The 14,017-nt window shown below is 65.5% G+C and carries 12 protein-coding genes and 1 pseudogene; 3 read left to right on the top strand and 10 right to left on the bottom strand.

Annotated features, from left to right (window positions below):
• Nucleotides 1-71: 71 nt before the first annotated feature.
• From GSQ83_RS22490 to GSQ83_RS22455, 8 genes and pseudogenes are all read right to left on the bottom strand, one after another.
• The gene (locus GSQ83_RS22490) at nucleotides 72-1,478 is read right to left on the bottom strand and encodes an LLM class flavin-dependent oxidoreductase (protein ID WP_158805116.1); all 1,407 of its coding nucleotides are present in this window, start codon (nucleotides 1,476-1,478) and stop codon (nucleotides 72-74) included.
• Between the two features lie 54 nt (nucleotides 1,479-1,532).
• Nucleotides 1,533-2,798 (bottom strand): SfnB family sulfur acquisition oxidoreductase, encoded by a 1,266-nt coding sequence (locus GSQ83_RS22485; protein ID WP_158805115.1) that lies wholly within the window; start codon nucleotides 2,796-2,798, stop codon nucleotides 1,533-1,535.
• Between the two features lie 14 nt (nucleotides 2,799-2,812).
• Nucleotides 2,813-3,463 (bottom strand): methionine ABC transporter permease, encoded by a 651-nt coding sequence (locus tag GSQ83_RS22480; RefSeq protein ID WP_158805114.1) that lies wholly within the window; start codon nucleotides 3,461-3,463, stop codon nucleotides 2,813-2,815.
• A 91-nt stretch (nucleotides 3,464-3,554) separates the two neighbouring features.
• Nucleotides 3,555-4,283 (bottom strand): annotated as a pseudogene (locus GSQ83_RS22475) (methionine ABC transporter ATP-binding protein); the annotation flags it as partial.
• 5 nt (nucleotides 4,284-4,288) lie between these two features.
• A complete protein-coding gene (locus GSQ83_RS22470) occupies nucleotides 4,289-5,125 on the bottom strand; it encodes a MetQ/NlpA family ABC transporter substrate-binding protein (protein WP_216850489.1) in 837 nt (278 codons plus the stop codon).
• Nucleotides 5,126-5,393: 268 nt separating this feature from the next.
• Nucleotides 5,394-5,774: a histidine triad nucleotide-binding protein gene (locus GSQ83_RS22465; protein WP_158805112.1), complete on the bottom strand. Its 381-nt coding sequence runs from the start codon at nucleotides 5,772-5,774 to the stop codon at nucleotides 5,394-5,396.
• A 12-nt stretch (nucleotides 5,775-5,786) separates the two neighbouring features.
• A complete protein-coding gene (locus GSQ83_RS22460; RefSeq protein WP_158805111.1) occupies nucleotides 5,787-6,953 on the bottom strand; it encodes an iron-containing alcohol dehydrogenase in 1,167 nt (388 codons plus the stop codon).
• 71 nt (nucleotides 6,954-7,024) lie between these two features.
• Nucleotides 7,025-8,266 (bottom strand): MFS transporter, encoded by a 1,242-nt coding sequence (locus tag GSQ83_RS22455; RefSeq protein ID WP_158805110.1) that lies wholly within the window; start codon nucleotides 8,264-8,266, stop codon nucleotides 7,025-7,027.
• Nucleotides 8,267-8,397: 131 nt separating this feature from the next.
• Here GSQ83_RS22455 and GSQ83_RS22450 point away from each other — a divergent pair, with 131 nt between their 5' ends.
• Complete coding sequence (locus GSQ83_RS22450; RefSeq protein WP_158805109.1) at nucleotides 8,398-8,862, top strand: CreA family protein; 465 nt, start codon at nucleotides 8,398-8,400, stop codon at nucleotides 8,860-8,862.
• Between the two features lie 48 nt (nucleotides 8,863-8,910).
• Here the strand turns inward: GSQ83_RS22450 and zwf are convergent, their stop codons facing one another.
• A complete protein-coding gene (gene zwf, locus GSQ83_RS22445) occupies nucleotides 8,911-10,383 on the bottom strand; it encodes a glucose-6-phosphate dehydrogenase (protein ID WP_158805108.1) in 1,473 nt (490 codons plus the stop codon).
• Between the two features lie 106 nt (nucleotides 10,384-10,489).
• Here zwf and GSQ83_RS22440 point away from each other — a divergent pair, with 106 nt between their 5' ends.
• Nucleotides 10,490-11,416 (top strand): N-acetylmuramic acid 6-phosphate etherase, encoded by a 927-nt coding sequence (locus GSQ83_RS22440; RefSeq protein ID WP_158805107.1) that lies wholly within the window; start codon nucleotides 10,490-10,492, stop codon nucleotides 11,414-11,416.
• Nucleotides 11,417-11,448: 32 nt separating this feature from the next.
• Nucleotides 11,449-12,882, top strand: a complete 1,434-nt coding sequence (gene fumC, locus GSQ83_RS22435) for a class II fumarate hydratase (protein WP_158805106.1) — start codon at nucleotides 11,449-11,451, stop codon at nucleotides 12,880-12,882.
• Nucleotides 12,883-12,911: 29 nt separating this feature from the next.
• Here fumC and GSQ83_RS22430 read toward each other — a convergent pair whose 3' ends face one another.
• Nucleotides 12,912-13,919 carry a Gfo/Idh/MocA family protein gene (locus GSQ83_RS22430; protein ID WP_158805105.1) on the bottom strand — a complete coding sequence of 336 codons (1,008 nt, stop codon included), beginning with the start codon at nucleotides 13,917-13,919 and terminating at the stop codon, nucleotides 12,912-12,914.
• Nucleotides 13,920-14,017: the final 98 nt, after the last annotated feature.

The raw sequence follows: 14,017 nt of genomic DNA, 5'->3' as shown, positions 1-14,017 counted from the left end.
GCTACGAGTTCAGGGGCCTTCCTATCGTCCCAAGAAGCCCCCGCGCAACCCGCCCCCTCCTGGCGCTTTGCTCAGACGGCGACTGGATCGGAAACGACAGCGGCGGCGGCCGAATGCGACAGGCGGCGCGCAGTGGCCGCCGGATGGGGGTCGGCAAGGAGCGGACCCTCGCCGAACAGCTTGTCCCGCAAGGTGCCGGGGGCATAGGCCGTCTTGTAGAGGCCACGCGATTGCAGCTCGGGGACCAGCAAGTTCACCGCATCCTCGAAGCTCTCGGGCAGCAGGGCATAGGCGAGGTTGAAGCCGTCGACGTCGGTTTCCTTTATCCAGGCCTGCATCGTCTCCGCGACATCGGAGGGGCTGCCGACGAAGACCGGTCCGGCGCCACCGATCGCGACATGCTCGGCCACTTCCCGCACCGTCCATTCACGGCCGGGATCGCCCCGGGTGAAGTTCTCCATCGCCGCGCGGCCGGCGTCGTTCTCGATGAAGCGGATCTTCTGGTCGAAGGCATAGCCGGCGAAGTCCACGCCCATCCAACCGCCCATGAGCACCAGGGCGCCCTCGTGATCGACATAGTCGCGGTAGTCGGCAAGTTTTTCGCGCGCCTGGGCGGTGGTCGGCGCCACGACGACGGTCGCGAGGGCGAAAACCTTGATGCTATCCGGCCGGCGCCCAGCCGCGACCAACGCCGCGCGCAGCTTGGCGACGCGCGGCCCGATGACCGCCGCGGAGGGGCCAGAGACAAAGACGCATTCGGCGTGACGCGCCGCGAAAGCCTGGCCCGGCGGGGAACTGCCGGCCTGGTACAGCATCGGCGTCCGCTGGGGCGAGGGCTCGCAGAGATGCAGCGCCTCCATACTGAGATGTTCGCTGGAATGACGCACCACATGCACGCGGCTGGGGTCGCCATAGCCGCGCACGGGATCGGCGACCACCGCGCCCTCCTCCCAGCTCTGCTCCCACAACTTGTAGATCGCCGTCATATAATCCTCGGCGATGGCATAGCGGTCGTCATGGGCGCGCTGGCGTGGCTGGCCCAGGGCGCGAGCGGCGCTGTCGAGATAGCTCGTCACGATATTCCAGCCGACGCGGCCATCTGTAAGGTGATCCAGCGTCGAAAGACGCCGCGCCATGAGATAGGGCGGCTCGTAGCTGAGCGAGACGGTGACGCCGAAACCGAGGTTTTGGGTGACGGCGGCCATCGCGGGGATCAGCATCATAGGATCGTTGGTCGGCAATTGCGCGCCGCTACGAACCGCCCCATCCGCATTGCCGCCATAGACGTCGTAGGGACCCAGCACATCGGCGAGGAACACCCCGTCGAACAGCCCACGCTCCCACAGCTTCGCGAGTTCCAGCCAGATCGGCAGGCGATTGAACTCGCGCGAACGGTCGCGGGGGTGACGCCACAGCCCCGGCGACTGATGCGTGAGGGTGTTCATCGCGAAGGCGTTGAGCAGGATGGGCTTGGTCATCTGCGTCCAATCAGCGCGGCTCGTTCCGCAAGTGTCGCTCTTCGCTGGCCCCGCTCAGATCCAGCTATGCACCGGGGGTGGCGTGCCATTGAGTGCGTAGTCGCCGACCGCGAAGTATTTCCAGCGGACCGGATCGTGCAGCGTATGCACGCGCGCGTTCCGCCAATGCCGGTCGAAATTGTATTTACCCAGCGTAGAACTGGTGCCCGCAAGCTCGAACAAGCTGTTCGTCGCATGCATGGCGACCTCCGTTGTCACCACCTTCGCTTCCGCCACCGCGATGGAGGCGCGGGCGATGCTTTCCGGATTCTCGTCCAGCAGCACCTCATCGATGATGCGACCGGCGCGTTCCAGCATCATCTCCGCCGCGTGCAGCCGGATCTGCGTGTCGCCGATCTGGCTGATGGTGAAAGGATCCTCGGCGGCCTTCTCCTTGCCGCTGTCGATCCAGGGCCGCGACTTCGTGCGCACGAACTCCATCGTATCCGCGAGGGCCCCCGCCGCGATGCCCGCATCGATGGCAGCCTGCATGATCTGGGAGACAGGTCCATAAACGGTGGGCTTATCGCCCAATCCATTCAGCCCGATGACATCGAAAGCCGAGATCCGCACATGGTCGAGCCTGACCGTGCCGCTAGCCGTCGTGCGCTGCCCGAAGCTCGACCAGTCATCGATCACGGTAAGGCCAGGGGCATTGCGCGGCACTATGGCGCGGAGCACAGCACCGTCCTCGGTCCGCATCACCACCGGCACGAGATGCGCGAATAGCGCGCCAGTACAGTAGAACTTGGTGCCTTCGAGAACGAAGCCGCCGCCATCCGGGATGATACGGGTCTTCCACTCGGCGGCCGTCTTGGTTCCCACTTCGACCAGCGCATTGCCGTAGCGATAGCCCTCCAGAACCTTGCCGAAGAAGTAGCGCTTCCGCTCCTCGTCAGGTTCGGCGCGCAGGAGGTTGAGGAAAGCATAGTGGTTCTGCGGGATCTGGCCGATCGACGGGTCAGCCGCCGAGACGATCCGGAACACTTCGGCGATCACGGTCCAGGGCAGCGAGAGGCCGCCATAGGCTTGCGGAATGCTCAGCCCCCAGAGGCCGGTTGCCGAGAAGCGTTCGATCTCCGCGATGGGCAGAAGCCGGTCCCGGTCGCGTTCCGCCGCGCCATCCTTGATGGAGGCGGCGAAGGCATGAGCAGCCTCGATGGCCTGCACCGCGTTCAGCAAAGGCGGCCGGACGGTCGGCAACGGCAGCGGCGGTGCCGCGCGTGGATCGAGGGCCGCGGCCGGTGCCGTGGGCAGCGCTACACGAAGAGCCTCACTCATCGATCGAAAGTCCTTCAGCGATGGTCGACGCGGACAACCAGCCGGTCGCCGAGGAATTGCACCCCCGCAACCAAGGCGATCAGCACAGCGACCACCACGATGATGACGCCCGTGTCAAACTCATCGTAGCCGTAGCGGATGGCAAGGTCACCCAGCCCGCCCGCGCCAACGACGCCCGCCATGGCCGAAGCGCCGATCATGGTCACCAGCGTCACCACGAAGCCGGCGATGAGGCCCGGCAGCGCCTCGGGGATCAACACCTCCCGCATCACCGCGAGGCGGCTGCCGCCCATGGCCCTCACCGCCTCGATCAAACCGCCATCGACCTCCCGCAGCGAAACCTCGACGATGCGCGCGAAATAGGGGGTCGCCGCAATGGTCAGCGGCACGATGGCCGCCTCGGTGCCGATCGAGGTGCCGGCGATGAGGCGCGTGACGGGGATCAGCGCCACCAGCAGGATGATGAAGGGCACCGAGCGAATAGCGTTGACGACGGCGGACAGCGCCATGTTGATCGCACCCTGGGGCGCGATGCCGCGCCGGCTGGTCGCAACCATGACCAAGGCGAGCGGCAGGCCGAGCAATGCCGCGATCACGCTGGAGACGCCGACCATTTCGAGCGTCTGCCACAGCGCCGTCAGCAGATCGTCAAGCGAAATGGCCATGCGGCACCTCCCGCACCGGCCGGCCCGCATCCTCGAAGCCGAGGCTGGCGGCGGCGAGCAACTGGCGGGTCTCCTCGGCGCGCGGCGCCATCAGGACCTCCCGCACCGGTCCCTCCTCCGCGACTCGGCCGTCGGCGAGCACCAGCACGCGGTCGGCGATGCGCCGGGCGACGTTCATCTCGTGGGTGATGAGGACAATGGTCAGGCCCATCTCCTCGTTGATCCGCCGGAGCAAAGCGAGGATCGAGAGGGTCGTCTCCGGGTCGAGCGCCGAGGTCGCTTCGTCGCACAGCAGCAGCGCGGGGTCCGAGGCCAAGGCTCGGGCGATGCCGACACGTTGCTTCTGGCCGCCGGAGAGATGCGCCGGATAGGCGTGGGCCTTGTCGGCCAGGCCCACGAGGTCAAGCAGCGCCGTTGCCCGCGCCAGCCGCTCGGCTTTGGCTACACCCGCGAGCTTGAGCGGGAGCGCGACATTCTGGATCACCGTGCGGGTGGAAAGCAGGTTGAAGTGTTGGAAGATCATGCCGATCCGCTGGCGTTCCTTTTGCCAGCCGCGTTCGGAGAGGTTCGTGACGTCGCGTCCCTCGATCTCGATGCGTCCGGCATCCGGCCGCTCCAGCCCGTTGAGGCAGCGGATGAGGGTGGATTTCCCGGCGCCCGAACGACCGATGATGCCAAGCACCTGGCCGGCGCCCAGCGTGAAGGAGATATCGTCGAGCGCGGTCACGCCGCCGAAGCGGCGCGAGACCTTGCCGACGCGCAGTACGGGCGCCGACTGGTCACGGTGGTCCGGCTGCCAGTCGAGAACCGTCTGGTCCATCGCGATCACCAAGCCGGGGAAATGGCGCCAGCGTAGCGCTTGAGAATGAAGGCACGCTCATCGTCGGACCGGAAGATCTGAATGAACTTCAGCAGTTTCGGATCCTGCGCGTCTTGAGGCCTGGATACAAAGAACAACGCATAATGCTGGTTGCCAGCGCCATCTTCGATCAGCGCTGAATTAGGATCGCCGCCGGATGCGATGAGAAAGGTGTAGCTCACCTGGGCAACCTTCACGTCGTCCAGCGCGCGGGCGAGCTGCGGCGCTTCCAGTTCGATGAACCGCAGATGCTTCGGGTTGGAGGTCACGTTCTTCACCGTCGCGGCATCGCCGATGCCGGGCGTGAGCGTGATGAGCCTCGCCTTCTCAAACAGCTGCAGGCCCCGCGCGCGGTTCACCGGATCATTGGCGATCGCCACCTGTTCGCCATTTTGCAGCTGGTCCAGACTTTTGAGCTTATGCGAGAACAGGCCCATCGGCATCACGACCGCCGAGGCGACGGGCACGAGGTTGAAGTGACGAGCCTTGATGGCCGCGTTCAGGAACGGCTTGTGCTCATAGAGATTGGCCTCGACCGAGCCCTCGTTGACCGCGACATTGGGCGTCACCCAATCCGAGAATTGTACCACCTGCACCTTCAGCCCTTGCTTGGCGGCGAGGTCGGCGGCGTGACGCAGCACCTCCGCCATCGGGCCAGGTGTCCCGGCGATCCGCAATACCTCATCGGCGCGGGCATGGGCGACGAGGCCGAGCAGGAACAGGCCAAGCGCCACCAGCCCTGCCGCGACAGCGCGACGCCTTCCTCGTCGAGGCATCGTAAGCGCGTATTCTCCTTGGGACATACGCTGATCCTTCGTTGGTAGATTTGATATGGTGGATTACAAAATATCCTACCTAAAAGCGTTATTACCAGTCAAACCCGCGTCGAAGCGGTGCCTAAATCAGAACGACTTTGGTCTGAACGGCGCGTACCCCACCATGTCATGCGCGGCGAAGGCCGGGCATCCGCGCCTTCACCCGCGTAGCGAAGGTAAGGCGTGGATGGCATGCCTGCGCATGCCATGACGGACTATCCGTTGGACCGCGTTAGCCGCCGCACTCGCGGGCGCGTCAGCCCCGCGGTTGGATCATCCGGCCGAGCGGCTCGCCGCCGAAGATGTGGACGTGGAAATGCGGCACTTCCTGTCCGGCGTCGGCGCCCATATTGGTGAGCAGGCGATAGCCGCCTTCCTCCAACCCAAGCTCGCCGGCGACGCGGCCCACCGCGCGCCAGAACGCGGCGACTTCGTCAGCCGGTGCTTTCGCGAAATCCGCGAAGGAGATGTAGGGGCGCTTGGGGATCACCAGCACATGCACCGCCGCCTGGGGCGCGATGTCGTGGAAGGCGAGCACCGTCTCATCCTCGAACACCGTGCGGTTCGGGATTTCGCCACGCAGAATGCGCGCGAAGATGTTCTGGTCGTCATAGTTGCCGAGGCCGCTGACGGGCATGATCCAGTCTCCCTAGAAGGCCTCTCGATAGAGGGCGAGGGCATCGGCCTCGGTAACCTCCACCGGATTGTTCACGAGCAGCCGCCCTTGTTTCATGGCGTCAGAGGCAAGCAAGGCCAGGCTGTTGTCGGTCACTCCGACATCGCGGAGGCGGCGGGGCGCGCCGCTCTCATTCATCAACCGCTCCATCTCGCCGACAAAGGCCGAGGCACGGCTTTGCGCGTCACCCTTGGCCGGGCCGATGACGACATCCGCGAGTTCGGCATAGAGCGGCGCGGCGGCGGCGGAGTTGAAGCGCAGCACCGGGCCGAGCATGAGCGCGTTCGAGAGGCCATGCGGCACATGGTAGTGGCCGCCCAAGGGATAGGCGAGCGCATGAACCGCCGCGACCGGCGCATTGGTAAAGGCCTGGCCGGCGAGCGTGGCACCCAGCAGCATCGACTCTCGCGCCACGCGGTTCTTCCCGTCGCGGCAGGCGGTGACGAGATGCGTGCTGAGCAGGCGCAGCGCCTCGCGGGCCAGGGCGTCCGAGAGCGGGTTCTTCTTGTTCTTGCTGGTATAGGCCTCGATCGCATGGACCATCGCGTCGATGCCCGTCGCGGCGGTATGGGTCGCGGGCAGGCCGAGGGTGAGTTCGGCGTCGAGCAGCACGTAGTCGCAGAAGAGCTGCGGCGCCACGACGCCCATCTTGGTGGTTTCGCCGGTGGTCAGGATGGTGATGTTGGTGACCTCCGACCCGGTGCCCGCCGTGGTCGGGACCAGCACGAGCGGCAGGCGGTCGCCCTGGACCTTGCCGATGCCATAGATATCGGCAAGGCGCTGATCCGACCTCACCAGAACCGCGGTAAGTTTCGCGACATCCAGCGAAGATCCGCCGCCGAGGCCGATCACGATGTCCACTCCCGCAGCCTTTGCCTGCTCGACGCAACTCAGCAACACGGCCTCGGGCGGGTCCGCCACCACGGCATCGAAGACTGCCACGGTAAAGCCTTCTGCTTTCAGACTGGCTTCAACCGGCCCGAGGAGCCCGGCGCGGACCAAACCGCCATCCGTCACAATGAGGGCACGACGCGCGGCGAAGCGAGGCGCGAGCAGGGCGCCCAGTCTTTGCGCGCCGGACCACTCGACCTGGATCGAGGGAACTGTGCGGAACTCGAAGGGTTGCTGACCGGTCGCCATGGCGCGTCTCCCGCTTGGTTTCCGCCAGTCTCCGCATAGGCGGCGCGTTGGGCAAGGCGGGCTCGCCTGCCCTAGCGGCTGGCTGGAGTGCGCAGCGCGCCCATCATGATGAGGATCACGGCCGCGATGGCGGCAGCGAAGGCGGCGACGAGAAAGATGGTGGCGTAGCCGAAGGAGCCGACGATGAAGCCCGCGAGCGGTCCCGTAACGCAGAGGGCGACGTCGAGGAAGACGCTGAAGGCACCGATCGCCGCACCGCGGCTGGTCGAGGGCACGCGCGCCAGAATCTCGACACCCAGCGCCGGGAAAACGAGGGCGAAGCCGAAACCCGCGAGGCCTGCGCCAATGAGGGCGGAGGCTGGATCACCCGCTCGCCACAGGAGCGCCAGGCCGGCGCACTCGACCAGGAAGGAGGCCAGGGCGACACGATTGCCGCCCTGGCGCGCGATGCTGCCGACGAAGATGAGGCGGGCGAGGATAAAGCAGCCACCGAAGGCCGACAGTGCGAGCGCAGCATGGCCCCAGTGTCGGCTCGCGTAAAAGAGCGTGATGAAGGAGGCGATGGCGCCGAAGCCGATCGAACTCAGCGCCAGCGCCGCGCCGTAGGGCAGGATGCGGCCAAAGACGCTGCCGAAGGACATCCGAGGGCCTGTCACCAAGCGCGTAATCGGGCCAGCGGCGGCAAAGGGTAGCGCCGCCAAACCGACGACCACCACCGCGATGCCGATCGTGCTGAACCCAGCGATACTTTGGATCAGCACGCCGAGCGGGGCTCCGAGCGAGATGCCGCCGTAGGTCGCGATGCCGTTCCAGGAGATGACCTTGGCGCTATGCGTGGCGCCAACCTTGCCGATGGCCCAGGCGATGCCGCCGGTCGAGACAGCGCTCTCACCGGTGCCAAGGCAAAGGCGACCCAGCAGCAGCAACACGAGGCTGAGGACGTGCTGCGACTGGAACAACCCACCGAGGGCGGTGAGAACGCCGCTGCCAGCGCAGGCGCTAAGCCCGAACATGACGATGTGTTTCGGGCCAACCGAGTCCGTCAGGCGGCCGACCGGTGCGCGGGTGATGAAGGTGGCGAGATACTGCGTGCTTACGGCAAGGCCGGCGAGAACGGAGCTGAACCCCAAGGGACCACGCACGAAGGGCGGCAGAACCGCGAGAGGCAGTCCGACCATCATATAGGCGGCAAAGGTAAAGACGACCGTCGCGAGGATGGGGCGATTGACGGTGCGCCATTGCCGCGACCGATGGCGAGCGGTCGTGGATCGCGCTGGCTTCGCGAGCGGCTCGGTCTCGGCTTTCTTGGTCATGCGGAAGGCATGCCTTCCTCGCTTTGCATCCTCCTGACGGGATGCAGGAGCGTGGCCTAGCGATCAAGTGCAGGGCGATCAAGCGTGGGAAAGCCGCGCCTCATCGCTAAATGACGAAAACACTTTCACGGATGGCGCCGGTGCGAACGAAATTCCTGATCACGACCCTGATGGCGCTGTTGCCCGCTGCGGCGATGGCGCAAACGCGCGTAGGCGGTGTGGACACCACCTTCCGTTTGCTCGGCGCCAATGACCGCGTGGTGGTGGACCGCTACGATGATCCCGATGTGCCCAACGCCTCGTGCTACCTCGCCCGCGCCGTTACGGGTGGTATCTCGGGCAGCGTGGGTTTGGCGGAGGATCCGTCGCGCTTCTCGATCGCCTGCCGCGCCGTCGGGCCGGTTGCCTATCCGGCGAACCTGCCGAAGAAGCAGCAGGTCTTCGCCGCCAGCCTCTCGGTATTCTTCAAGCACCTCGTCATTTTCCGGATGCTGGACGCGGACAAGAAGGTCGTCATCTACCTCGCCATCAGCAGCCGCCTCAAAGAAGGTAGTCCGTTCAACTCGATCTCGGTCATCCCGACGACGAGTCCGTAAGCGTTGTGTGCTGTCGGACTGAGCCGACAGCACAACCCCTCGCGACCTCTATTCCTCGTACCAAGTCCGCCCGTCGCGTTCGAGCAGGGCGATCGCGGCGGAGGGACCCCAGGTGCCGGCGCGGTAGGGTTTCGGCAGTTCCTCCGAAGCGACCCAGGCATCCTGAATCGGGTCAATCCAGGCCCAGGCGGCCTCGACCTCGTCGCGGCGCATGAACAGGGTCTGGTTGCCCCTGACGACATCCATGATCAGCCGCTCATAGGCATCCGGATTGCGCACCGAGAAGGCCTTGGCGAAGCTCATATCGAGGGGCACGTATTGCAGGCGCATGCCGCCCGGCCCCGGATCCTTGATCATCAGCCATAACCGCACGCCCTCATCCGGCTGCACGCGGATGACCAGGCGGTTTGCCTGTAGCTGGCCGGCGCCATGCTCGAAAACGCGATGCGGGACGCCGCGGAACTGCACCACGATCTCCGACACGCGGCTTGGCAGGCGCTTGCCGGTACGCAGGTAGAAGGGCACGCCCTCCCAGCGCCAGTTTCCGACCTCCGCCTTCACCGCGACGAAGGTCTCCGTCATGCTCGTGGGACGCCCAAGCTCGTCCAGGTAGCCGGGCACGGGTCCTTTCGTGGAGGCGCCAGCCGTGTATTGACCGCGGACGGTGTGCTGCGCGACCTGGTCCGGGGTCATCTTCGTCAGCGACTTCAGCACTTTCAGCTTCTCGTCGCGCACCGTATCGGCGTCGAGCGAGGTCGGCGTCTCCATCGCGATCAGGCACATCAACTGCAGGATATGGTTCTGCATCATGTCCCGCAGCGCGCCGGCCGTATCGTAGTAGCCAGCGCGGGTTTCGAGCCCGAGATCCTCGGCGACCGTGATCTGCACATGGTCGATATGGGCGGAATTCCACAGCGGCTCGAAGAGCGAATTGCCGAAGCGCAGAGCCATGAGGTTCTGTACCGTCTCCTTTCCGAGATAGTGGTCGATGCGGTAGATGCTGCTCTCGAGAAAGACCCGGCCAATGGCGTTGTTGAGCTCCTGGGCTGATTCCAGATCCTTGCCGATCGGCTTCTCCATCACGACCCGACTCAGCGGTGTAACGAGGTGATGGGCGGCGATCTGCTGGCAGATTGGGCCAAAAAGCTCCGGCGACGTCGCGAAGTAGAAGACGCGCACGCGGTCCGCGCCATCCGCGAGCTTGTCCACGAGATCGCTCCAGCCGTCCGTGCCGGTGGCGTCCATCGAGACATAGCCAACGCGGGCGATGAACCGCTCAAGCACCTCGGGGTCGATATCATCCTTGGGCACGAAGTCGGTGATCGATTCGCGTGCCATCGCCTGATAGTCGGCATCCGTGAGATGGCGGCGAGAGGAGCCGATGACGCGGGCTTCGGCAGGCACCTGGCCGCTGCGGTCCCTCTGGTAGAGCGCCGGTAGCAGCTTGCGGCGGGCGAGATCGCCCGAGCCCCCGAAGACCACGATATCGAAGGGATCGACGGTGATGATGCGCGCGACCATGCTGACATGGGCTCCTTTTGACCGGAGGCTCCTAGCATACCCACAGTGCGCCGATTGACCAGCCGCGCCGCTTGACGATGCGGCCGCCCTGCCGTCAACGGGGAGCATGAGCCCGACCCATTCTCCAGCGCCGCTGCCCACCACGGAGCGCGTCACACCGCGTTTCCGCGATCTCGACCTCTGGGACAGCGCCGTCGCGCTCGAGGCTTTGTGGGAGGGTCAGATGGCGGCTGTCGCGGCACTGCGGCCCGCGCTGCCCGGCCTGGCAGCCGCCGCCGACGCGGCCGCGGCGCGTCTGGCGCCAGGGCGAGGCCGGTTGATCTATGTCGGCGCGGGAACCTCCGGCCGACTGGCGGCGCTCGATGCGGCGGAACTGCCGCCGACCTTCGATTGGCCCCCGGAGCGCAGTCTCATCCTAATTGCGGGCGGCACCGCCAGCCTGCTTAGGGCCGCGGAGGGTGCCGAGGATGACGGTGCGGCGGCCGTCGCGGCGCTCACGGCCCTTGATCCGAGGCCGGAGGACGTGATGGTCGCGCTCGCGGCAAGCGGCACGACGCCCTGGGCGGTGTCCGCAGCGACGGCGGGCCGGGCGCACGGCATGCTCGTCATCGGCATGGCGAATAGTCCTGGAACGCCGTTGCTCGCAGCCGCCGAGCACGCTGTTCTGCTCGATACAGGCGCTGAGGCGATCGCCGGATCGACCCGTATGAAGGCCGGAACCGCACAGAAGGCGGCACTCACCCTTTTTTCCACCTTGGTCATGATACGGCTCGGCCGCATCTATCGCGGACGGATGGTGGAGATGCGGCCGACCAACGCGAAGCTTGCCGGGCGCGCCGCCCGGATGATCGTCGAACTCGAGGGCTGTTCGACGAAGCGGGCGGAGGCGGCGCTGAAGGAGGCGCAGGGGCGAATCAAGCTCGCCCTTGTGATGGTGCGGAAGGACGTGGACGCGGCGAGCGCCGAAGCTCTTCTCCTGCGCCATGGCGGCCTCCTTCGGGCGGCGCTGGAAGAGGCGGCGACTTCGCTGTAGCAAGCGGCCACGACGAGACAAGGATCGGGTAGATGAGCGGCATCCCAGCAACGCAGCCTCCAGCAGGGACGCGGATCGAAACCGATTCGCTCGGCGAAGTGGCGGTGCCCGCTGATCATCTTTGGGGTGCTCAGACGCAGCGGTCGATCGAGAACTTCCCAATCGGTGTCGGCCGTTTCGCCTGGACACCGCCGGTCATCCGCGCTTTCGGCATCCTCAAGAAATGCGCCGCCCTCGCAAATGGCGAGCTTGGCGAATTGCCGGCTGAGAAAGTGGAGCTCATCGTGCGCGCGGCGCAGGAGGTGATCGACGGCCGGTGGAATGGTGAATTTCCGCTCGTCGTGTTCCAGACTGGCTCTGGAACTCAGAGCAACATGAATGCGAACGAGGTCATCGCGAACCGCGCCATTCAGATGGCCGGCGGCATTGTCGGCACTAAGAAGCCGATCAATCCGAATGATGATGTCAATCGCGGGCAATCATCTAACGATACCTTCCCGACTGTCATGTATATCGCGGCCGTGCAGGAAATCGCCGAGCAGCTGCTTCCAGCGATCACGGTGTTGCGCGATACGCTCGATGCCAAGGCGCGCGCCTACGCCGATGTCATCATGATTGGGCGCACGCATCTACAGGATGCGACGCCGATTTCACTGGGTCAGGCGATTTCGGGCTGGGTCACGCAGCTCGACGAATGCAAGCGGGCGATCGCGGCGAGCCTGCCCTGGCTGATGGATCTGGCGATCGGCGGCACGGCCGTCGGCACGGGCCTCAATGCGCATCCGCGTTTCGGCGAAGTCGCGGCGCGGTATATCGCAGACGAGACCGGGCATCCCTTCGTCTCCGCGCCCAACAAATTCGCCGCGTTGTCGGCGCATGACGCGATGGTGCATGCGAGCGCCACGCTGCGGACCTTGGCGGGCGCGCTGATGAAGATCGCCAACGACGTGCGCTGGCACGCCTCCGGCCCGCGCGCCGGGCTCGGCGAGATCACGATACCAGAGAACGAGCCGGGGTCTTCGATCATGCCGGGGAAGATCAATCCGACGCAGTGCGAATCGATGACGATGGTCGCGGTGCAGGTCTTCGGCAACGACGCGGCGGTAGCCTTCGCGGGCAGCCAGGGCAACTTCCAGCTCAACGTCTACAAGACCGTCATGGTGCACAATGTGCTGGAGTCCGTGGGGCTGCTGACGGATTCGATGCTGGCCTTCGAGCAGCATTGCGCGCGCGGGATCGAACCGAACTTGCCGCGCCTTAGAGAGAACCTTGGAAACTCGCTGATGCTGGTGACGGCGCTGAACCGCCATATCGGCTACGAGAAGTCAGCGAAGATCGCGATGAAGGCGCATCGCGACAACAGCAGCCTGCGCGAGGCGGCACTCACATTGGGCTTCGTCACCGGCGAGCAGTTCGACACCTGGGTGAGGCCGGCCGACATGCTGGCACCGAGCGCCGCGCATTAGGCGCGCGGCTTCGCAGGCGCCCTGCTGTCTCAGGTGTCGTAGAAGGCGGGGCGTGCGGGCATTTCGATCGCTTCCCGCTGACCGGTCGCTAGCGAAGTAAGCGCGGCCGCAGCAGTGAACGACGCCGCGTAGCCGTCCCAGGCTGTGGATCCCGGAGAGGATTCGCCGCTGGTTATCGCCGCGACCCATTCCTGAAGCTGGATGCGATAGGCGTCGGCGAAGCGCGGGCGCCAGTCTTCCTCAACGGGGTATCCCGACAGCCCGGCCTGGCGCAGCGCGAAAGGCGGCGCGGGCGCGAGAGAGACGGTGCCTTCCTCGCAGACCAGTTCGCCTTGCACCTCATAGCCATATTGTGAGTCGGGTGTCATTTCGATGCTGACGACGACGCCGGCTGCGGTTTCCAGCACGGCGAATTGCGGCTGCCGGGCTGAGGAGAAGCGGCTGCGGCGCGCGCTGGTCAGGGTGACTGACGCGAATTCCTCGCCGAGCAGGAAGCGCGCGATGTCCATCTCATGCACCATCGAATTGGCGATGACGAGATCGGAGGTGACGTAATCTGGCGCGACCTTGTTACGATGGACGCAGTGCAGGAAGAGGGGCTGGCCGAGAGCCCCGCTGTCGAGCTGCGCTTTCATGGCGCGGTACCCGGGGTCGAATCGGCGCATGAAGCCGACATGGACGAGTCGGCGGCCCGTCGCCATCTCAGCCGCGATGACTTCCCGGCATTGATCGAGCGTGGTGGCAAGCGGTTTCTCGCACAGCACCGGCTTGCGGACGGAAATCGCCGAGAGCGTGAGAGCGGCATGGGTCGCGTCGGGCGCGGCGATAATCACCGCGTCGATCCCGGGATCCTCGATCAATGCCTCGGGTGTCGGAAAGGTCCGGATCGCCGAAGACATTTCGGCAAGCGATTTCACGCGCGCCGGGTCGGCATCATAGATGCCTGAGAGATCCGCTCCGCCGATGGCGTTCATGACGAGCCGCGCATGGTCGAGCCCCATGACGCCGCAGCCGATCAGACCGATTTTGATGCTCACCTTTGGTGCTCCCAGATCTGGAGCGATAGTGGCATGGGTTTGGCGGCGGCGCGACTTCGGGAGAAACCCGTGCGCCTCCTTTAGTTCGGTGGATCTGC

The sequence above is a fragment of the Acidisoma sp. L85 genome (assembly GCF_009765865.1).
Lineage (GTDB): Bacteria > Pseudomonadota > Alphaproteobacteria > Acetobacterales > Acetobacteraceae > Acidisoma.
Note: the sequence above shows the minus strand (reverse complement) of the source record. Positions and strands in the feature narration are given on the sequence as shown.